The 21,443-nt window shown below is 58.7% G+C and carries 13 protein-coding genes; 10 read left to right on the top strand and 3 right to left on the bottom strand.

The window, feature by feature from the left end; all coding sequences use genetic code 11:
* Positions 1-268: 268 nt before the first annotated feature.
* The 10 genes from GOX45_RS15955 (at position 269) to GOX45_RS15910 (ending at position 19,114) form a co-directional block, all read left to right on the top strand.
* The gene (locus GOX45_RS15955; protein WP_171102157.1) at positions 269-1,312 is read left to right on the top strand and encodes a hypothetical protein; all 1,044 of its coding nucleotides are present in this window, start codon (positions 269-271) and stop codon (positions 1,310-1,312) included.
* Positions 1,309-2,082: an NAD(P)-dependent oxidoreductase gene (locus GOX45_RS15950; protein WP_171102156.1), complete on the top strand. Its 774-nt coding sequence runs from the start codon at positions 1,309-1,311 to the stop codon at positions 2,080-2,082. The genes GOX45_RS15955 and GOX45_RS15950 overlap by 4 nt, the downstream gene beginning before the upstream one ends.
* Positions 2,079-2,891, top strand: coding sequence for a sugar phosphate isomerase/epimerase (locus GOX45_RS15945; RefSeq protein ID WP_171102155.1), 813 nt, complete (start codon positions 2,079-2,081; stop codon positions 2,889-2,891). The genes GOX45_RS15950 and GOX45_RS15945 overlap by 4 nt, the downstream gene beginning before the upstream one ends.
* Positions 2,888-4,021, top strand: coding sequence for an FAD-binding oxidoreductase (locus GOX45_RS15940; RefSeq protein WP_171102154.1), 1,134 nt, complete (start codon positions 2,888-2,890; stop codon positions 4,019-4,021). The genes GOX45_RS15945 and GOX45_RS15940 overlap by 4 nt, the downstream gene beginning before the upstream one ends.
* Positions 4,018-4,452, top strand: a complete 435-nt coding sequence (locus GOX45_RS15935) for a GtrA family protein (RefSeq protein ID WP_171102153.1) — start codon at positions 4,018-4,020, stop codon at positions 4,450-4,452. The genes GOX45_RS15940 and GOX45_RS15935 overlap by 4 nt, the downstream gene beginning before the upstream one ends.
* Positions 4,452-6,311: a hypothetical protein gene (locus tag GOX45_RS15930; RefSeq protein ID WP_171102152.1), complete on the top strand. Its 1,860-nt coding sequence runs from the start codon at positions 4,452-4,454 to the stop codon at positions 6,309-6,311. Before GOX45_RS15935 ends, GOX45_RS15930 begins: the two co-directional genes overlap by 1 nt.
* Complete coding sequence (locus GOX45_RS15925; RefSeq protein ID WP_171102151.1) at positions 6,304-7,038, top strand: glycosyltransferase family 2 protein; 735 nt, start codon at positions 6,304-6,306, stop codon at positions 7,036-7,038. Before GOX45_RS15930 ends, GOX45_RS15925 begins: the two co-directional genes overlap by 8 nt.
* A 5-nt stretch (positions 7,039-7,043) precedes the next feature.
* Positions 7,044-8,249 carry a glycosyltransferase family 4 protein gene (locus tag GOX45_RS15920; protein WP_171102150.1) on the top strand — a complete coding sequence of 402 codons (1,206 nt, stop codon included), beginning with the start codon at positions 7,044-7,046 and terminating at the stop codon, positions 8,247-8,249.
* Positions 8,250-8,480: 231 nt separating this feature from the next.
* The gene (locus GOX45_RS15915) at positions 8,481-12,953 is read left to right on the top strand and encodes a MupA/Atu3671 family FMN-dependent luciferase-like monooxygenase (RefSeq protein WP_171102149.1); all 4,473 of its coding nucleotides are present in this window, start codon (positions 8,481-8,483) and stop codon (positions 12,951-12,953) included.
* 35 nt (positions 12,954-12,988) lie between these two features.
* A complete protein-coding gene (locus GOX45_RS15910; RefSeq protein ID WP_171102148.1) occupies positions 12,989-19,114 on the top strand; it encodes a type I polyketide synthase in 6,126 nt (2,041 codons plus the stop codon).
* Positions 19,115-19,117: 3 nt separating this feature from the next.
* Here GOX45_RS15910 and GOX45_RS15905 read toward each other — a convergent pair whose 3' ends face one another.
* From GOX45_RS15905 to GOX45_RS15895, 3 genes are read right to left on the bottom strand one after another with little or no spacing between them, the layout of a single operon-like run.
* Entirely contained in the window at positions 19,118-19,939 is an 822-nt protein-coding gene (locus tag GOX45_RS15905; protein WP_171102147.1) for an alpha/beta hydrolase, read from the bottom strand.
* Between the two features lie 22 nt (positions 19,940-19,961).
* The gene (locus GOX45_RS15900) at positions 19,962-20,768 is read right to left on the bottom strand and encodes a class I SAM-dependent methyltransferase (protein ID WP_171102146.1); all 807 of its coding nucleotides are present in this window, start codon (positions 20,766-20,768) and stop codon (positions 19,962-19,964) included.
* A 17-nt stretch (positions 20,769-20,785) separates the two neighbouring features.
* Positions 20,786-21,442, bottom strand: coding sequence for a 4'-phosphopantetheinyl transferase superfamily protein (locus GOX45_RS15895; protein WP_171102145.1), 657 nt, complete (start codon positions 21,440-21,442; stop codon positions 20,786-20,788).
* Position 21,443: the final 1 nt, after the last annotated feature.

Genomic DNA, 21,443 nt, shown 5'->3' with positions numbered 1-21,443 from the left:
AAATGAACAGCGATGGCATCCTTGTTATCTTAACATGTTTTTGCACGAAAAAACCTATTTCATGCAATTCCCTTCCCCGACTCCGGGCATCTTTTTGGCATTCTTGAGCCTCAAATCCGGCTCAGATACATAATTGTTGCACAACAAGAGACAATTTCGCGGCAGGTTGCTGCGGCATTGGCAAAGCTCTTCGGAAGTTTCTAAGCTTTGTGCATAACCGGATTGCGATTGCAGTTAAGATTTTTGGATTGAGTACGCGGGACAAGACATGACCCAGATTGGCCAAACCGGTCCGGAGACGGCTGCACGAAAACCGGCTTACGAACAGCTTTGCCGAGACAATCTTGTTTCGCTGATCTTGGTGGGTGAAGGCGACACTGCCGTCGACGAACATGGGTTGCGATCGATATCGCGCTTTGCCAATGCGCGCTTCGACTATCATGAGCTGATCATTATCGCCTCGGACCGTGTGCCGGATTGGGACAATCGGTTGCGGCAGATCGGTCAGGAAATCGAACATCTGCGTGTGCTGAGCGTTGACCGTCAAAGCGACTATGAAGACATGGTCATTCACGCCATGCACCACGCCATCGGCGATTACATCCTGTGCATGGCCCCGGACGCTGCTTCCGAGGCCGAGTTGGACCAACTGCTCGACCATATCGCCGGGGGTGAGTTTGATGTGGTCAAAGCTGTCTTTGACCCCGCACAGATCCGGCGGCGCGACCGTGTGACTGCCAGTGTGATGGCAGGCATTATGCGGTTAGTTACCGGCCAACAGATTGAATCCTTTCAAGCCCGCGCTTTTGTGCTGACCCGCACCGCCATGTCGCGGTTGGAACAGATGGGTGATATCCTCAAGTTTTTCCGCATCCTGGATCTGTCTGCGCATTTATCGCAAAAACGGGTCTTTGTCTCGCGCCCGCCCCGCCGCCGTTTTCTGGCAGGGTTCAGCGACAAGGCGCGGCTGAGCGCCGAACTGGTCTCGCTGTCCTCTGAACGGCTGGTACGCAGCTTTGCGCTGGTCTGCCTGTGCCTGTCGCTGCTCAGCATTCTGGCCACGCTCGGGGCGATCATCACGCGCTTGGTTTTGCAAGATGTGGCCCCCGGCTGGGCCTCGCTTGCGGTGCTGTTCTCGGCCTTGTTTGCCGCGAATTTTGGCGTGTTGTCTGCGATCTGCCTTGGACTGCTGCAATTGCTGAGACAGGGCCGACGTCGGCGCGAAACGGATTTGGTTTCGGAAATCAGTGGCGGTGACCTCTATCACGTCAGCGCCGCGTTGAACGTAGAAGGATCGGACGAGAGCAAATGACACATGCTTTGATCGGTCATACCGGTTTTGTCGGCGGCACGCTTTGGGGCACAGGCCGCTATGACGTTGGTTTCAACTCCAAGAATTTCCGAGACATGGAAGGCCAGAGCTTTGACACAGTGACCTGCGCCGGGGTGCAGGCGCAGAAATGGTGGGCCAACCAGAACCCTCAGGCCGATTGGGACGGCATTGCGCCGCTTTTGGACGTGTTGGGAACGGTCAAGACACGCCGTATGATCCTGATCTCTTCGGTGGATGTTTATCAGACACCAGTGGGCATTGACGAAAACAGCCCCACGCCCGTGGACGGGCACCATCCTTACGGGCTGCATCGTTTGCAGGTCGAAGACCGCCTGAACGCCCTGTTCGACGATTGTCGTATTATCCGCCTGCCCGGTCTTTACGGTGCAGGTCTGAAAAAGAACCTGATCTTTGACACGCTGATGGCGCGGGACTTGTCCGGCTTTGACGCAAGATCCGAGTTTCAGTTCTATCACCTGAAACGGCTTCAATCCGATATCGACCGCCTGTGCGAGACGGGTATTCACAAGCTGAATTTGGCGACCGAGCCGGTGTCAGTGAAAGACGTCATTCACAGCATCAACGGGCAATCCCACACGCTGGAGCTGTCGCGCCCGCCAGTGGAATATGACATGCGCACCTGCCACGGGGGTATCTGGGGCCAAGACGGGCTATATCTGGTCTCGGCTAAAGATTGTCTGGCCGATATCGCCGCATTTGCGGATGAGTGGCGGCGCGAACACCCATGAAACTTGCGGTTTCGAACATCGCTTGGACGGCAGAAGAGGATGCCGTGATCGCACAGCGGTTGCGGGATGCGGGGGCGGATGCGCTAGAAGTCGCGCCGTCGCGGGTGTTTGCCGATGTTGCCGCGGCCACTTCTGAGGATGCGCTTGCGGTTAAGGCGGACTGGGCCGCAGAGGGCCTGCCGATCGTGTCCCTGCAGGCACTTTTGTTTGGGCAGCCCGACCTGCGCTTGTTCGGTACCGCCCGGGATCAAGACGCTTTTGTAGATTATCTGGCGCATGTCATGGCACGCGCTGGCGAGTTGGGCTGTGGCCCGCTGGTCTTTGGCTCTCCGGGCAATCGCAAGCGTGGGAGGCTGAGCCTGGATCAAGCCTATGACGCAGCGCTGCCGGTGCTGCGCAGAGTTGCAGAGATCGCCGCTGAAACAGGCACGTATTTCTGTCTTGAAGCCAACGCCACAGGATATGGCTGTGATTTCATGACGCAACTATCAGAGGCCGCCGAGATGGTGCGGCGCGTTGATCATCCCAACATGCGGATGGTTCTGGACACTGGTAATATGCTGATGGCCGGTGAAGACGTAACTGCCATTGAACCGGTCCTGCCGTTGGTTCAGCACGTCCATTTCAGCGCCCCGCAACTGGCCCCGATTGCAGAGCATGCCGCCTTTCTGCGTCAGGTTCTGAGCGGCCTGAAAACTGCAGGTTATTCTGGTTATGTCACGCTTGAGATGCGTAAAACAGACAGCCTGACGCCTTTGCTGGAAAACCTGGCGTTCCTGCGCTGGGAACTGGATGAGGCTATGGCATGACGCAACTGCCTCAGTCGGCGGATGTCATCATCATTGGTGGCGGGTTCTATGGGGCTTGTCTGGCCTTGTTCTATCGCTCCGTCGCTGAAAATGTCGTGGTGCTTGAGGAACGCGGAGGCCTGCTGGAGCGCGCCTCTTACGTCAATCAGGCGCGCATTCACACCGGGTTCCACTATCCCAGAAACTTCAAGACCGCGCGCCGGTCGCTGTCTTTGTATCAGCGGTTCATTGCGGATTTTCCGTCAGCCGTATTTGGCGATTTCACCATGCTCTATGCCGTCGCGCGGCATGGTTCACGCGTGACGCCGCAGCGATTTGAGAAGATGTTTACCGATCTGGGCGCACCGATTGAGCGGGCTAGTCTGACAGAGTCCGCGCTGTTCAATCCCGCTGAGGTCGCGCAGGTCTGGCGCTGTCAGGAATATGCGTTCAACGCAGCGGCCTTGCGCAAGGATCTGGAACACCGTCTGGCACAACAAGGTGTCTCGGTGGCGATCGGGGCCAAGGTTGTCGCGGTCATCCCGGACGGCCCTGTTGCGCCGATCCGCGTTGCTGTGGACGGCCATGGAGAGATCCGCGCGCCAATCGTCATTGATGCCACCTATGGTCATCTGGCAGGCCAAAGCGACAGCGGCAACAGGCTGGGCTTCAAATACGAACTGGCTGAGGTTGCCCTGATCGACCCGCCTGCGGCGCTGAAGGGCGTGGGCGTCACCATGATGGATGGTCCGTTCTTTTCCACCATGCCTTTCCCGGCCGAGGATGCCTATTCGCTGACCCATGTACGCTATACCCCGCATCGCGCCTGGTTGGCCGGGCAGGCGCCTCAAGCGGCGGCGTGCAAAAGCCACTGGATGCATATGTTGCGCGACGCCAGCCGTTACCTGCCCTCTCTGACAGGGGCCACATGGCGCAAGTCTTTGTATGAAACAAAGACGGTTCTGCTGCGTAATGAACGCGATGACGGGCGTCCGATCCTGCTGGACCGAGACCCGCGCCATCCGGGCCTGATGATGGTCATGGGGGGCAAGATCGACAATATCTATGATCTGTTCGAGCGGCTGCAAAGCGATGGCGGATTGGCGCAAAACGCCCATACCCGGTTCATCAAGCGGGGTGGTGTGGCATGATCAAAACCGCGGAAATCGGCCAGATGGCCCGGTTCCTGACCACCGCAGTAGGCGGGTTGGTTCTGGATCTGGCAGTCGCCAGCGCGATGATCCTGATCTGGGCCTTCAGCGACCCTGTCGCCGCCTTTGTTGGCCTTGGCTGCGGCATGGTCTTTAACTATTTCGTTCACCTCAGCTGGACCTTCAAAGATCAGAACAAACGGGCCTCATTCGGTCATTTCCTTCGTTTTGCAGTGGGTGTCGGCGTGGTGCTGGTGTTCCGCATTGGGCTTTTGTGGGCGATGGAGGCCTACGGGATGCAGGCCTATCTGCACCCCACCATCCGATTGGGCATCGCCGCAGGCCTGTCTTTTGTCTTCAGCTATTTGATTTGCAGCCGGCTTATTTTCAGAAACCAGTCCGCAAACCCAGATACCGAGGGGCTTTATTGATGCGCGCTACCATGCAATTGATATTGGCGCTTGGTTCTCTGGCAATCCTGATCGGGATGTTGGCTGTGGGCCCCAGATTGCTCCCCCCGGACCCAACGCTGCCAAATGTTGCTGCGATGCAGGGGTATAATATTGGACTGGCCTGGATATTGATCTTTGTCTGGGCGGTTTTGGTGATCTTGCTAACCAGCCTGCCCGCCCAGACCCATGCGGCTGTGGCCCAAGCCACGCAAAGGCCCGTTTCGCTTGTGCAGGCTTGGGTAGAGCGTCTGGTGGTTACCCTGCCCCTGCTCGTTTTCTATTGGCCTTCGGCGATTGCGCGTTTTGGCCCGCATATCGAAGACAGTTACTTCATCGCCGCGTTGCACCGGATATCCTGCGGGCAACTCCCTTATCAGGATTTCGAGTTCCTCTATGGCCCTTTGATGCTGATCCCTGCAGCAATGCTGATAGGCAACGGTTTCTCACCGCTTGGCTATTACTGGATTTATCTGGGTCTACAGGCGGCGTTGCTGATCATCGTCATGGCGGTGCTTCAGCGGTTGATCCCGCAGACCGGCAAGCGCTGGCTTGCATTTGTCTTGCTGCTGCCCTTCTGGGTCGATGTCTTGCTTGGGCTGAACTGGATCGCGTGGCGTTATCTACCCGCCATTCTGGCCATTGTCCTTGTTGCACATGCGCCCAGAAAACCGTCAATGCTGGCGCTTGTTGCGGTTCTTCTGGGGATCGGTGCCGGGTATTCGCATGAATATGCGATAGCAGGTCTGGTTGCTGCCATTGCCATTCTGGTGCTCGATGGCTGGGACCAGCCGCGCGCTTTGGCTCTGCGGGTATTGGGGCTGACCGCCCTGACAATTGTCATTTGGTTGTTGATTGTGTCCTGGGCGCTTGGCGGCACTCTTGCGCCCTATTTCACCCAAACCTTGCAGGTGATGTCTCGTGCCAGCGCCGAGGGTCTGGGCCAGTTTTCCTTTGGGTGGAGCCTACATAGCCTCGCCTTGTTCGGCCTTCTGGCTGCCGCTTGTGTAGCGGCGGGATCGGGCGTGCGGCGACTGGCGGGCACGCACGCAGCCGAAGGGGATCTGATGTTGATGGGTGCGGGCGTGTTTGCTGTGATCACGCTCAAGATCGCTTTGCAGCGGGCCGATTTTCTACACCTCGCAGTGCCTTTTGTGCCTCTGATGCTGGTTTGGCTTGCGGGCCGACCGACCGCTTTGTTTCGCGTATCCCTGCCGCTCAGACGGTTTGGGGTTGCGATGATTGCATTGGCGGCCTGCGCTCAATTGGCGGGTCATGCGCCTCTGGGCCGCTGGGTTCTGTCCAGCAACCTGCGGGGGCTGTTCCATGAGGTCACAAGCCGCGAAACAGCACGCGCGATTGAGGCGCGCGGGCCATCGACACAGACGTTCCGCACCAAAGCGCAACCAGCGCGTGTTGATCTGGCCGCCCGCCTCGCCGCGCCGGATTTGGCTGGGCGGCCTGTGATCTTCTATGGCAATCTTTGGAAAATGGCGGCCGAAACAGGCACTTGCCCGGCAGGATATTCGTTTTATGACATCCTGTATACCGACCCGTTTAACCCGCTGTCCCAGACCGCCCGGGCAGAGGGCACTATCGTTGTTTCCCGCGCCGATGACCTTGCGGCCTTGACGCCCGCGCCCGAAGAGCCGCCTCAAATGCAGGTAGCCACGATGGGGCTTTTGCCTTGGATTATCGGTGACACCGCTGCACAGTCAAAACTGGAAAACCAAATCGAGTTTCGCATGTGGCAACAGGCTTTGGGGGCGGATCTGGTAGAGGACTTCGAAATGTTCGACCAGTCAGGGCCTTACGTTTTGATGGAGCAAAAAGATGACTGATCAATTGCTCTTTTCCATCATCATGCCTGCCTATAACGAAGAGGACGTGATCGAAGATACGATCCGCGATCTATGTGAGCATCTGAACACGACCGAGTTCCACTATGAGCTGATCGTCGTCGATGATGCCAGTTCGGATGCCACCGCCGAAATTCTGAAGAAACTGGTGTGGGACTATCCGAACCTGCGCAATATCCACAATGCAGGCCCGAACGGGTATGGGTTTGCGATCCGCAAGGGGCTTGAGGTGTATAAGGGCGATGCTGCGGTTGTTGTCACCTCGGACGGGGCCGATGCGCCGCAAGATGTGGCGGCCTATTTCAAATGCATCGCGGATGGGGCCGATTGCGCCTTTGGCGCACGGTTCGGGCCGGATAGCACCGTGGTGGGCTATCCGCCCGTCAAACGCGTGATCAACCGGGTGACAAACACGCTGATCGGCTGGATGGTTGGCGCGCCGTATCGGGATTTCACCAACGGGTTCAAATGCTATCGCCGGACGGTGATCGAGGACATGCAGCCGCTGGTGGCCGGTCAGTTCAACATCACGATCGAAATGTCTCTTAAGGCTGTTCTGGGCGGTTGGAACTATTCGGTTGTCCCCAATGATTGGCGGCAGAGGGGTGGCGGGGAGTCCAGCTTTAGCATTCTCAAGCTGATCCGCCCTTACGGGGCCACTCTGTTGTACTGCCTGCTGCGCAATTACCTTATGTCCGTACGTCGGTAGCTGCCATGAAACCTTTGCGCATTGCCATGGTCACCACGTTTTACCCGCCCTTCAATTTCGGCGGTGACGGGATTTATGTACAGCGTCTGGCCCGGGCACTGACCGCACGAGGCCATCATGTTGAGGTTATTCACGACACTGACGGGTTCCGCCAGTTGTCAGGCCGCACCCCCGATCTGCCACCAGAGGATGGGGTGATCGTGCACCGTCTGGGCTCGCGCTTTCCGATGCTGGGCGCTTTGGCCGTGCAACAAACCGGCCAGCCACTGTCGCATAGACGCGCCTTGCAAGAGCTTTTGACGGACCGGTTTGACGTCATCCACTACCATAACATCTCGCTGATCGGCGGGCCCGGGATCTGGAAGATTGGCACCGGGATCAAGCTGCATACCGCACATGAGCACTGGATGGTGTGCCCCTCGCATATATTGTGGCGCGACAACCGCGAGATCTGTGACGAAAGGCGTTGCCTGCGTTGCGTGCTGCGCCACAAGCGACCGCCGCAGCTGTGGCGCGCGACCGACCTTGTGGCGCGCGAGGCGCGCCATGTGGACGCGTTTTTGATGCTCAGCCAGTCTTGTCTGGACAATCATCGCCGCTTTGGGTTCACAGCGCCTGCGCAAGTGATCCCCTCGTTCCTGCCTGACGCGCCCGAACTGCCCGAGCAACCCTCGATCCATCCGCGCCCGTTTTTCTTTTTCGCCGGTCGATTGGAGGTGATCAAAGGTTTGCAGGACGTCATCCCCGCCTTTGACGACCGATTGAATGCCGATCTGCTGATTGCAGGCGATGGCGAATATGAACCTGAACTGCGCCGTCTGGCCGAAGGGAAATCCAACGTGCATTTCCTGGGTAGACTACCGCCCGAAGATCTGCGGCGATACTATCGCGACGCACTGGCCGCTATTACACCTTCGCGTTGCTATGAGGTCTTCCCGCTGGTTGTGCTTGAGGCGTTTCGCGACGGCACGCCGATCATCGCCCGCGATCTTGGTCCCTATCCGGAGATTGTTCATCACACCGGGGGTGGGGCTCTGTTTCGATCAACCGATGAGCTTGCGAAAATCCTGCGGCAATTTGCGGATGATCCCGCCCTGTCAGCCAAATTGGGGCAGAAAGCGCTTCGGGGATTTGATGAAAACTGGCGAGAAGACGTTGCCCTGACGGCCTATTTTGAAATCATCGAAAATCTGAGAGAACAGCGATCTTGAAGACGCTTTTGGGTTGAACGGCCCCTCTGAGCCCGTATGATCAAAACTTAATATCTTATTTAAACCCTCAGCTATTTTCATTCCAGCGTTGCGAACATATCATTATCCACCTGAAAGGCCCAGTTTGTGGGGGCGACTCCCTATTGTTGACAAATTTGTCCCGCATGTTTCGGGGTATTCCGGTGGGGTGAAGATTCTTCGGTGGTTAGTGAGTTGAAGGGAGAGAGTTCGGTGAAGGCCATTTTCTGTGGCAATGAAGCGCTGCTGTTACAATCTGCGCAGGTTTTTCTGGATCGCGGCGGCGAAATTTCGGGTGTTCTATCGCGGGATCCAAGGGTTGTGTCCTGGGCGGTTGAACGGGATTTGCCGGTCTTTGCAAGCGACCAAGAGGCGGTCCAATCCGCGGCGCAATGTGACTTTCTGTTCAGCATTGCCAATACACAGATACTGTCCGCAGATCTGATTGAATTGCCTCGGCTTGCTGCGATCAACCTGCATGATGGACCCCTGCCTGCCAGAATTGGTGTCAACGTTCCTGTCTGGTCGATCTATGAAGGGCAGACGGCCCACGCAATCACCTGGCATGCGATGCAGCCAGGTTTGGCGCCGACGCGTGCCTATCTGATCCGCGAGTTCGAAATTGCCCCTGAAGATACCGCCTTCAGCCTGAATGCGCGCTGTTATGAAACAGCGCTTGAGACCTTTCCGCAGCTTTTGACTCTGTTAGAGCAGACCCCGGAGCCCGCGATCATTTTAGCAGGTACGGGTCAACGCTATATTCATACGAAGCGCCCGGCCCATGACGGGCAGCTTGATCTGCAACTGCGCGCGTCGGACCTGATGCGCCAGACCCGTGCTCTGGACCATGGGTCTTACAAGAACCCGGTGGCTTTGCCCAAGCTTTGGACCGGACAGCAGGTTTTGATGATCCGTTCTGCCAAGTTGTCCGGTGCAGCGAGTGGTGTTCCGGGTCAGGTGATTGAGGTCACAGGCGACACAATCACCGTGTCCTGCCAGGATAGCGATCTGGTTCTGCACGGCCTGCAAGACGCAAACGGGAACGCGCCCAAAGGGCTTGAGCAGGGGCATATCCTGCCTCCTCCTCTGAATGTTGATATCGGCCTGTCAGAAGGCAGCGCTAAGCAAGAGGCCAACTGGGCCGCGGCCCTACTGTCGGCAAAACCCGCTATTCCGCCCTATCCGCGCAACACGATGCGCAATGATGCGGTACAAGAGCGGATCTTGGTGGACATTCCCGCCAAAGCCGATGCGACGCAGCTTACAGCAGCTTGGCTTGCGTGGAATGCCGGCTTGAATGGCGCGCAAAACGCTTCGATCTCTGTCCTGTTCACGCCGGGTTCGGCGCTGTATGCAGCTGACCGCCCGATGGGACTGGACACCGATCCCGAGCAGCAAGTGGAGCAGTTTCTGACACAGGCCAGCGCCGAATGGGAGCGTGTGACCCAAGCCAGCCCCATGGCGGTCGACCTTCCCTTGCGGATGGGTGCGCAGCGCGATCAGGCGTTGAATGCCCTGTCCGTCGCTGTCGATCTGCGCACCAGTCCAGCGACGTCCACACAGGACTTTGTGCTGATCCCCGCCGAAGGAGATCTACCCGCCAAGCTGAGTGTATCCCCTGCCCTGATGACTGATGCGGTGGTGCAGGCCATCGCGCGTGATTTCGCGGCGTTCTTGCAATCGATGCTGGACAGGCCCGAGGCCGCTCTGGGCGATTTGCCACTGGGCACGCCCACTATCGCTGCGCGCTCGGATGAGACATCAGATGGCGCGGCCAGCGTCCATGCCGCTTTCAGACGTCAGGTTGCGGCCACCCCGGATGCCACCGCCCTTGAGGTCGAAGACCGCCGGTTCACTTATCGCCAGCTTGATGCAGACTCGGATGCTTTGGCTCGCGTCTTGCGAGCGCGCGGGGCGCAGCCGGGGCAGATTGTCGGCCTGTGTCTGGAGCGCAGCGCCGATCTGGTGGTTGCGATGCTGGCCATCCTCAAGACCGGTGCCGCCTATCTGCCGCTGGATCCGTCTTACCCCGAAGACCGTATCACCTATATGATCGAAGACAGCGCGGCTGGGCTGATCGTCTCAAGCCCTTCTGCGGCGGCGCGCCTTGCCCTTCCACCTCAGATCACCATTATAGCGTCGGAACGTGATCAAAGCGGCGCGCCGCTTCTTGATCTGGGAGCCGAAAACGATCTGATGAACCTGATCTATACGTCAGGATCCACAGGTCGGCCCAAAGGGGTGATGATCCCGCACCGCACGGTTCTGAACTTCATGGCCGGTATGGACGACGAAGTACCCCTGCGCGCCGGATCCCGTTTGTTCGGTGTAACCTCGGTATCCTTCGACATCTCTGTGCTCGAGATTTTCTGGATTCTGTCGCGCGGCGCCACGTTGGTGTTGCAGACCGATGGGGCCAGCGAAACCGTCCTTCCCGATTTCTCATTGTTTTACTTCGCGTCCGAGGCATCTGGAACCGGCCATCACGCCTATCGCCTGTTGATCGAAGGGGCCAAGTTTGCTGATCAGAACGGGTTCAAGGCTGTCTGGACACCGGAACGGCATTTCCACGCCTTTGGTGGGCTCTATCCTAACCCGGCTATTGCTGCGGCCACCTTGGCCGGTATCACCAACAATATTGAATTGCGCGCAGGCTCTGCCGTGTTGCCCCTGCACCATCCCGTGCAAGTGGCCGAAGATTGGGCGCTGGTCGATAACCTGTCGAACGGGCGCGCGGGCATTGCTTTGGCGTCGGGCTGGCAGCCCAATGACTTTGTTTTGAACCCATCAGCCTTTGCCAGGCGCAAAGAGGTGATGATCGAAGGCATCGATACGCTGCGCGCCCTCTGGAAAGGCGAAGAGCGCAGCTTTCCGGGACATGATGACAAACCGGTTTCGCTGGAAATTCACCCGCGCCCGGTGCGTGGGGACATACCGCTTTGGCTGACCGCTGCGGGCAATCCCGAAACCTTTGCTGCAGCGGCCCAAGCTGGGTGCGGGGTTCTGACCCACCTTCTGGGGCAAAGCTTTGAAGAGATGGCAGAAAAGATCCGTGCCTACCGGCTCGCCTGGCGCGCTGCCGGACATCCCGGAAACGGAAATGTTGTGTTGATGCTGCACACTTTTGTTTCAGACGACGAAGAGAAAGTGCGCACCCAAGCCCGCGAGCCGATGAAACAATATCTGCGCTCATCCGTGGACCTGCTGAAAAAGGCCGCATGGACCTCGCCCCTGATGGCGGAACGGTCGCGCGAGTCGGGCATGAACCCACAAGAGATGTTCGAAAAGCAGGAACTCAGCGAGGATGAGCTGGACGCGCTGCTGGATCATGCATTCGAGCGGTATTACCACAGCTCGGGCCTGTTCGGCACGCCCGACAGCGCCGGCGACATGGTGCGTCAGCTGGCGCAGGTCGGTGTGGATGAAATCGCCTGCCTGATCGACTTCGGGATCGACACCGATGTGGTCATGGAAAACCTGCCCCATATCAAAGCGTTGATGGACAACCTTACGCAACAGGGCGGCGTCGATCGCAAGGCCACTGTGGCCGAAGAGATCATCGCCAAGGAAATCACCCACCTGCAATGCACGCCACCCATGGCCTCGTTGTTGGCCGCTGATGGTGTCGGACGGCAGGCTTTGGGGCAGCTGGATGTGATGATGGTTGGCGGCGAAGCCTTTCCACCCGATCTGGCGCGCGGCATCCGCGACGCTATGGCTAAGGACGGGCTGTTGCTGAACATGTATGGCCCCACCGAGGCGACGATCTGGTCGTCGGTCGCGCGTCTGGATGACCCGCAAGCGCTGATCCCGCTGGGCGACCCGATCCGCAACACGACACTTTCGATCCGTTCGGACACCGGGCGCGAACTGCCCGATCTGGTCGAGGGCGAGCTGTGGATTGGCGGCGAAGGCGTGGCTGATGGCTATTGGAAGCGCCCCGACCTGACGGCCGAGCGTTTTGTCTCAGCCGCAGGTCAGAAATTCTATCGCACCGGAGATCTGGTGCGGCGGGGTGCGTCCGGTCAGTTGGAATTTCTGGGCCGCAAGGACACTCAGGTAAAAATCCGTGGCTATCGGATGGAGCTGGGTGAGATCGAAGGCGCGCTTGGTGCTGTTGCTGGTGTGCGGCAGGCCGTGGTCAAAGCGGTCGAGTTCGGACCGGGCGATATCCGACTTGTGGGCTATGTCACCGCCAGCGGACCGGCACCTGACCCAGCGGCGTTGGGCACAGCCTTGGCACAGGAGCTGCCCGATTTCATGGTGCCCAGCCAATTCATGGTCATGGCGGATTTCCCGCTGACCCCAAATGGAAAGATCGACCGAAAAGCGTTGCCCAAACCGGTACTGGAAAAGGTTGAGGACGGCGCATCCGCCGCCACCGAATTTGAGGTGGGAATTGCAGAAATCTGGGCCGAAGCACTGGATTTGCCAAGCGTCCCGGTCACGGTGAACTTCTTTGATCTGGGTGGGCACTCGTTGTTGGTGGTGCAATTGCGACGCAGGTTGAAAGACAAATTGGGGCTGGATGTTGCTGTGACCGATATTTTCCGCTTTCCAACTGTACGAGGGCTGGCTGAGCATTTGGGGCAATCTGGGACGGACACAGGCAACCAACCCAGTAAAGCTGCAAGCCGAGGGGCTGCGCGCGCGCGAGCCCGTCTGGCCCACACGAAACGACGCTGAGGCGCAGGCTGGTATACCGTCTGGAGAACGAGCAATTGAGTAACGACGCAACAGGCAGTTTTGACAACCGCATCGCCATCATCGGCCGCGCAGGCCGGTTTTCGGGTGCGCCTGACATTGATGCCTTTTGGAAACTGCTGTCCGAGGGTCGTACAGGTGCGGCGCGTTTGTCTGACGCAGATCTTTTGGCGCGCGGTGTAACACGCAAAGAATTGGCCGACCCGAACTATGTCAAAGTCGCGCATATCCTGCCGGATATGGAAAACTTTGACGCGGGCTTTTTCGGATTTTCCCCGCGTGAGGCCTCCATTCTTGACCCGCAGCACCGCCATTTCCTGCAATGCGGCTGGGAAGTGTTGGAAGACGCGGGCTGGATGCCTGAAAGCTTTGACGGGCGTATCGGTGTGTATGCCGGTTCTGGCATGCAAAGCTATCTGCCCTTCAACCTGCTCAGTAACCCTGATCTGGTCGAAGAGATCGGGATGTTCCTGCTGCGCCATACGGGCAATGATAAGGATTTCCTGACCACTCGGCTGTCTTACCTGTTGAACCTCACCGGTCCTTCTGTTGCGGTGCAAACCGCCTGTTCCACCTCGCTTGTGGCCGTCCATCTGGCCTGCGGGGCACTGATGAACATGGAATGTGACATGGCTCTGGCTGGGGGTGTCACGATCGAGCTTCCGCACCGCGTCGGATATGGCTTTTCCCCGGGTGAGATCCTGTCGCCTGATGGCGTCTGTCGCGCCTTTGACGATGACAGTCAGGGCACTGTCTTCGGGTCGGGCGCTGCCGTTCTGGCCTTACGCCGCTATGAGGATGCGGTTAGGGATGGTGACGACATCAAAGCCGTCATTCTGGGCACAGCGATCAACAATGATGGGGTCGGCAAGGCCAGCTATCTTGCGCCCTCGGTCGACGGACAAGCCGAAGCTGCCGCCGAAGCCCTGGCCCTGGCCGGGCTTGAGCCGGGCGATGTCGATTATGTTGAAGCCCACGGTACGGGTACGCCAATCGGCGACCCGATTGAGCTGACCGCATTGCAAGATGTCTATAGCGGTGTGCAGGCTGGGTCGATTGGTATCGGGTCGGTGAAAACCAATATCGGGCACACAGATACCGCCGCAGGGGCGGCCAGTTTGATCAAGGTGGTCGAAAGCCTGACCCATGAACGCTTGCCTGCGAGCCTGAATTTCAACACACCCAACAGCCGGTTCGATTTCGTCCGCAGCCCGTTCCAGGTTGAGGCGCGCGGGCGCGATTGGCCGCGTGGACAACGGGTCCGCCGCGCCGCTGTGAACTCGTTGGGAGTGGGCGGTACCAACGCGCATGTGGTTGTCGAAGAGGCCCCCGCCCAACAACAGACACAGGAAGACAACCAGTGGCGGTTGTTCCCGTTCTCAGCCCGCAAAGATGGCGCATTGTCCGCGCTGCGCGAGAAATGGGTTGATTACCTGTCCGACCATTCTCCGGCCAGCCCCGACATCGCAACCACGCTGCGCGATGGCCGCCGCGCCTTTGCCGAACGGTTTGTGGTCGCCGCGCGCAATCCGTCTGAGCTGCGGTCGGTCTTGCAAGCCAAGGCGCATCCGCTTGGTGCAAAAGGCAAAAGCACCGAGGGCGATACGACGCCCGAGATCGTGTTCCTCTTCCCCGGTGGAGGCGCGCAATATCCCGGTGCAGGCGCCGAGATGCGCACATCATCGGTTGTGTTTGACGCCGCCGTGCATGAATGCCTGAACGCGTTGCCCGCAGACGCGCCTGCAGACCTCGAAGAAATGATGTTCGCGCGGGATCGCTCGGATGCTGAAGCTTCGGCCAAGCTGTCGCGCTCGGATTATGCGATACCGGCTTTGTTCATTCTTGAATATGCCTATGCGCGGCTGTGGGACAGTTGGGGCGTCAAACCCGACGCGATCTTTGCCCACAGCGTGGGCGAATACGCGGCTGCCGTCATCGCTGGTACGATGCAGTTGGGGGATGCGCTGAAAATTGTCACCCTGCGTGGTCAGGTGATGGAAGCTGCACCCGAAGGTGCGATGACCACCGTGCCCTTCAACGAAGCCGACACTGCTGAATTTATCCAGAGGACCGGGGCCGATCTGGATATCGCCGCGCTCAACCTGCCGGACCGCACAGTGGTATCCGGCCCCTTGCAAGCCATCGAACGGCTTGAGGACGAGCTTGCCAAACAAGATCACGAGGTGCGACGGATCCACATCGCCGTGGCCGCACATTCGCGCCAATTGGACGGTCAGCTGGATCGCTTCCGTGCCGGTTTTGAGGGCGTGACCTTTGCTGAGCCTAAGATCCCGGTGATGTCATCGCTGCGCGGTACGCCCGCGCAAGCAGGTGATCTGGCCTCGGCTGACTATTGGGTGCAACATTTGCGGCACACGGTCCGCTTCACCGATGCCACGAAAGAGGCGCTTTCCGCGCCGGGTCGGATCGTGATCGAAGTGGGCCCTGGTCAGACCTTAGGTCCGTTGGTCGAGGCGATGGAGCTGCCTCACAACCCACGCGCAATGGTCTATTCCGCACCTTCCGTGCGTGAGCCGGGCGACGAGTTTGGGGTAATGCTGACAACATTTGGCGCGCTCTGGGCCAATGGCTGCGAGGTTGAATGGGACAACGCCGTTCCCAGGGGCGGTCGCCGGATCTCGTTGCCAACCTATGCGTTTGACAAGACACGACACTGGATTGAACCGGGCCGTGGCAAAGCTGATGCTGATGATCAGGGCCCGTTGACCCTGCCTCGCATCGCGCAGATGGATGACTGGTTCGAAACCATCGAATGGGCACCCACGCCTGTGGCCTCGTTGGGTGCGACCACAATTGGCGCATCACCATGGTTGGTTTTTGCCGGGTCTGACACCCTGTCGCGTGCGGTGGTCAAAGGCCTGTCGCGCGCCGGTGCAGAAACCACCGTAATCACTGTCGGGTCTGCATTTGCCAAAACCGAGGACGGCTATCAGCTGCGCCCGAACGCGGTTGAAGACTTTGATGCATTGCTGGCTGAAATCGGTCAGGCTTTGCCAGCGCGGATCTTGATGTTGTGGCCTTTGGCCGACAACGGCACCACAGCGTTTGACAGCACGGTTCTGCTCGCGCGCCTGTTGCAACAGGGCGATACTGGCCGAATTCGGGTTGTTGTTGCCGCACGGGGGGCCTCTGGCCCGGATACGCGTGATCCCGAACTGGCGCTTTTGGCGGGCGTCATCCGATCTGCCCCGCGCGAAGTGCCCGAGTTGGAAGCCGTGCTGGTTGATCTGGACGCGCAGGCCTCGGAACCTGCTGCAATCGCTACGGATGCGCGCCGGATATTGGACGAGGCGCTGTCTACAAGCCCTGAAGATCAGGTGGCTTGGCGTGGTGACATCAGGCTGACACGCAAACGCGTTTCCAGCCCCATGCCCACTCAGACGGTGGAGTCCCGCATCCAACCCGGTGGCACCTGGTTGATCACCGGCGGCACCGGTGGCATCGGGCGTCAGTTTGGCCGTTGGCTGGGTGAGACCTATCAGGCCAAGATCGGGCTTCTGTCGCGCTCTGCCCATGAGGATGAGGCGCTGGCTCGCCAGATCCGCGCGGCGGGCGGTGATGTCATGTTCCTGAAAACGGATGTGACGGATAAAGACGCCATGGCTGCCGCAATCGCCTATCTGCAAAGCAGCTTTGGGCCGGTGCGCGGCGTCTTGCATGCAGCGGGTGTGTTGGATGACGGCCCCTTGTCCGTCAAATCGCTGGACGAGCTGCACGCGGTCATTGCTCCGAAAGTCAAAGGCGCGCAGATCCTTGACGAATTGCTGCCCGATGGCAGCCTTGACGCGTTTGCCGTTGTCTCTTCGACCTCGGTCGAAACCGGACCCGCCGGACAGGTGGGCTATGTGGGCGCCAATGCGGCGCTTGAGGCAGTTGCGGCGCGGCGCAGTGACGGGCTGTCTTTGGCCTGGGGTGCCTGGCGCGACAGCGGCATGGCCGCGCGGGTCTTTGGCCATGCTGGTTTTGAAGCGGAAACGGATAGACATCCACTTTTGGGTCATCGCCTCAGCGAAGACAGCGGTGAGGTCATCTTTGAACGGCTGATGCATCCCGAAGAGGATTGGGAGATCGCAGATCATGTGGTAGCGGGCCTGCCCGTCCTGCCCGGTACGGCCTTTATCGAGCTAGGGCAAAGTGCCGCCAAAGAGGTTCTGCAATCGTCACCATTTGAAATCTCCGCCCTGTCTTTCAACCAGCCGATGGTATTTGCTGAGAACCTGCCGCGCCTGATGCGGGTTACACTGACGCCGATCCAAGACGGGTTCGAGCTGAAAATCAGCAGTATGCTCAGCACCTCTGATCCTGCCGAGGACCATGTGCAGATGCAAATCCTGACAAAGCGCAAGGCAGACAAAGCCTTGCCACACGGGTTTGATGCCATCCCGGCGATGTCGCCTATCGCGGATGCGGATCTGGTCAAACAAGATGACGTGATCGGGTTTGGTCCACGTTGGGACACGGTTGGCCCGGCCCGGCGTGCGGGCAATTGGTGTGAGGGTCAGTTCACCCTGCCCGAGGCCTATCTGGCCGATCTGAGCAGCCATCCGCTGCATCCCGGCCTTCTGGATATGGCCGCCACCGTTGGTCTGAACGGGCTGCAACGCGACGCCACAGCCCCGCTATACGCTCCGATGTCGGTGGCCCGCATCCGGGTCTTTGCACCGCTGTCCCAAACGATCACAGCGCAATCGGTGAAAGTGGCAGAAACCAGAGGTCAGTTCGCAGCCTTTGACGTGGTGATCCGCGACAGCGCAGGCGCTGTGCTGATGATCTTTGAACATCTCGCCCTGCGCGCCCTGTCGCAAGAGGCGCTGTCCACGGCCCCGGCCCCAGCGCAATTGGGCAATCAACTGCTGGCGACCGGTATCCGGGACAGTGAGGCTGACGCGCTGTTCACACAGATCTTTAGCCATCCCAGCCGCCATCAGATCATCTCGCCGGTATCGCTGGATCTGGTTAAACTGATGATGGTCGAGGCGCGCCCAAAACCCAAAGCGCGCGCCAAATCAGACAACGCTTCAAAATCCAAACTGGGACCTCACAGCGCCAAGATGGCCGAGATATGGGAGGACATTCTGGGTGCGCCCGATCTGCAGCCCGAAGATGACTTCTTTGACCTCGGCGGCCATTCCCTGAACGCGGTTCGCCTTTTCGCGCGGATCCGGCAGGAATTTGACGTGGGGCTGCCGCTGGCCACGCTTTTTGAAACGCCGACCCTTGGGGCGCTGACAGCTTTGGTGCTGCAAACCGCAGGCTTGAGCGAGGACGAGGATGTGCCCACGCCCAGCCTTCCCACCTCCTGGAGCCCTCTGGTTCAGATCACCAAAGGCGACGAGAAAAGCCGCCCCTTGTTCTGTATTCACGGCGCAGGGGGCAATATCCTGAACTTCCGTCCGTTGGCCGGGTTCCTTGATCCGTCCATCCCGTTCTTTGGTCTGCGGGCCCTCGGCTCGGATGGCGGGGCCGAAGTCGATGCCACGATCGAGGAGATGGCCGCGCGCTATATCACAGCGATCCGCGAACGTTATGGCAAAGGCCCTTACCGTCTGGCTGGATATTCGGGCGGTGGCGTGGTGGCCTTTGAGATGGTCCGGCAATTGCGTGCGGATGGTGAAGACGTCGACAGCCTGACTTTCTTTGACACGATAGCCCCACATATGTCGCAGCGCCCGCTGAGCCTGGGCCAAAAGCTGTGGGCGGCGCGAAAATGGGATCTGGCCTATGCGCTGGATTGGATGAACCGACGTCGTTCGGGCCAGGAGAATCGAGACAAGCTGTCCGAGATCAAAGCCATTCTGGAGTCGGGAAAACCGCTGCCGGATGAGCTGATCGGTCCGCGCATGACCCATTGTTTTGTGCAGGCGCAAAACCTTTACGACACACCCAAACTGGACGTGGATATCCACCTGTTCAAAGCACGTCGCGCCAGCGCGCTGTTCATTGCGGCAGGCGATGATCTGGGTTGGGGCGAATATGTCGACGGACAGATCACCACGCGTGAATTCGACTGTGACCATTTCACCATGATGGCCGAACCTGCCATCGCCCTGATCGGTCATGAGTTAAACCAGCGGTTGCTTGGCCTTGAGCCCGAAGCGGATGAGATGGGCAGCGTGGCCTGACCTTTAGGTGTCGGGCCCGACGATAAATGTTACGATATCTTCGGCCAGCCCCTGCGTCATCAGGTTGGTATGGGTGCCGTCAGGATAGATCATCTGTCGCTTGGGTTCGGGCAACGCGTCATAAAGCCGGTTTGCCCAAACCACCGGAATGTCTCGATCTTTTTGCCCATGCGCCAGCAAGATCGGCGCGCTCAGGTCAGGGGCATGGGCGATGACATCATGGCGCTCGGCCCACATCAGCCGACACATGGGAAAACCGCGCAACCGTTTTTGCTGAAAGCGGCACAGGCTGTCATAGCCTGCTTCGATGATCAAACCACCCACCGGGCGCTGTGCCGCTAAGGCTGTGGCCGGGCTGACGCCAAGGCTGTACCCGTGGACAAAACGTTGTTCGGGTGACGTCGACCGCCCAATCAAAGTGTCCAGATGGTCGTACAGCACCATTGCATCAGCGGCGAAATTTGCCTCGGACGGAATGCCCGGCGCGTCCCCTGAGCCGCGATATTCCAGCATCACCACTCCGATGCCCTGATCGATGATCGGCTGAAGGCGACGGAACGAGGGCATAAGGCCAGTGAAGTTGCCATAAAAGCTGATCAGGACGGGCGCATCCGGCAGGCCGGGCACCGCAAAGGCCCGCAACTCGGTGCCGTCGCTTGCCTGAAACACCACACGTTCGACCCCTTCAAACGCTTCGGCAAGGGCAGTTTCGGCTGAAAACCGGTAGATCTTGTATTTCGACCAATATAGCACCCCTGCCATGACAGCGATTGCCAGTACCACAAACCCCGCAAGGGCGAAAACAAGAAGACGCGCGCCGTCCATCGTACCAAATTTCCTGAAGCTGCTATGCCCTGTTCATGGCAATAATTTCGGTCCAGTTGATGGGCCCGCTGACAGATGTCCTGTTCAAGATCACGTCAAAGCCTGCCTGCTCCAATAAATAGCGATGGTTATGCGAAAAGGAATGCTCCTCTCCATGGCTGAAGCTTTCGGTTGTGCGGTCCATAGCATGCGCCTGGGCCACCGGTTCGACCAAAGCCATGGCGGTCCCGGGTTTCGACGCCAGCAGACCGTAGACATCTCGGAGCTTCTTTTCCGAGAAATATTCCAGAACACCTCCATAGGCCAGTACCAGCAGATCGCGCTTCAAGTTTTGTCTGAGCCATCGCTGAGCACCGAAACAGGTAAACTCCAAACTGCGCTTGTTTGAAAAGGCGCGTTTGTTGCGATCGATGATCGATTTGTTGATATCGATACCGGTGAACGTCATGCCCTGCGGCATGTTCTGGGCACAATAGTCAAGGACGCGCCCGTCACCGCAGCCGATTTCGACCATATTCTCGAAGTGCCGTGCTCGCGAAAACGCCACCAGGTCTTTGAAAAAATCCTTATGTGTGCTGCGGAACCAACTCTGAAAGCGGTCAGAGTAGCGATCATAATATTGCGTATTGATGCCATCCTGCCAGAGGCTTGCAAAGGCCGTTTGCAGTTCCTCTTCGTTGCCACGTCTCGACGCCCGCTCGACCCGGGCCCACGTGATCAATTCCCGCGCTTTGCGACCAAAGGCACCGCCTCTGTCTTCGCTCAATGGCATGGCGTATTCCAGCGTTGTTCCCAGAGCGATGCGCAACTTCTTTCGTAGTCTATTCATAGAATACCCTTTCCGGTCTAGCTGACGATGCAGCAGGTGACCTCAGGTGATATGTCCAAGAAACCTACTTCGCATTTGGGCTGGCTTGGGTGCTTGATCCCGATGGGCCAACCGTCTTCCAGTTCAAGTTCAATTGATTTTGGCGCCAGTGACAGGCCTTCACCGGTCAGTTTCATTCGCGCCTCTTTGGCGGTCCAGAACGCATAGAACCTTTGGTTCCAAGCTACGCCCGAGATGGTGTTCAGGACAGTGCATTCGGCCTCGGTAAAGCAACTTCGCGCAATCCCTTGGCTCGCCAGACGGCGGTCATTGAATTCAAGGTCAATGCCCACCGGTCTATCGGCCGAAACAGCCAGAACAGCACGATCACGACTGTGGCTGAGATTGAAATAGGGGCCTGACACCAGCGCCGGTTTACCGTTACCGATTTCAGTGAAGGCCACATCCTTTGCAGGCCGGTCGAGATACCCGGCCAATACCTGCCGCAAAAACCCCCGACCCCGCACAAAGCGATGGCGGTCTCGGTCATAGACAAACCGGTCAGCCCGACTGCGCTCGACCGGATTGAGCGACCGCAGCGCAATGTCCAGATCGATCGTGGCATCATCATCCAATGAGGCGGACCAAATGTCCAACCCGGTCAGTGTAGTGGATATTTGGTCCACCAACGCCATG

Source organism: Ruegeria sp. HKCCD7255, assembly GCF_013031565.1.
Classification (GTDB): Bacteria; Pseudomonadota; Alphaproteobacteria; order Rhodobacterales; family Rhodobacteraceae; genus Ruegeria.
This window is presented reverse-complemented; position numbering and strand designations above follow the sequence as displayed.

Coding starts and splice junctions, on each gene's coding strand:
- GOX45_RS15955 (WP_171102157.1), top strand. CDS start 269: ATGACCCAGATTGGCCAAACCGGTCCGGAGACGGCTGCACGAAAACCG.
- GOX45_RS15950 (WP_171102156.1), top strand. CDS start 1,309: ATGACACATGCTTTGATCGGTCATACCGGTTTTGTCGGCGGCACGCTT.
- GOX45_RS15945 (WP_171102155.1), top strand. CDS start 2,079: ATGAAACTTGCGGTTTCGAACATCGCTTGGACGGCAGAAGAGGATGCC.
- GOX45_RS15940 (WP_171102154.1), top strand. CDS start 2,888: ATGACGCAACTGCCTCAGTCGGCGGATGTCATCATCATTGGTGGCGGG.
- GOX45_RS15935 (WP_171102153.1), top strand. CDS start 4,018: ATGATCAAAACCGCGGAAATCGGCCAGATGGCCCGGTTCCTGACCACC.
- GOX45_RS15930 (WP_171102152.1), top strand. CDS start 4,452: ATGCGCGCTACCATGCAATTGATATTGGCGCTTGGTTCTCTGGCAATC.
- GOX45_RS15925 (WP_171102151.1), top strand. CDS start 6,304: ATGACTGATCAATTGCTCTTTTCCATCATCATGCCTGCCTATAACGAA.
- GOX45_RS15920 (WP_171102150.1), top strand. CDS start 7,044: ATGAAACCTTTGCGCATTGCCATGGTCACCACGTTTTACCCGCCCTTC.
- GOX45_RS15905 (WP_171102147.1), bottom strand. CDS start 19,939: ATGGACGGCGCGCGTCTTCTTGTTTTCGCCCTTGCGGGGTTTGTGGTA.
- GOX45_RS15900 (WP_171102146.1), bottom strand. CDS start 20,768: ATGAATAGACTACGAAAGAAGTTGCGCATCGCTCTGGGAACAACGCTG.
- GOX45_RS15895 (WP_171102145.1), bottom strand. CDS start 21,442: ATGGCGTTGGTGGACCAAATATCCACTACACTGACCGGGTTGGACATT.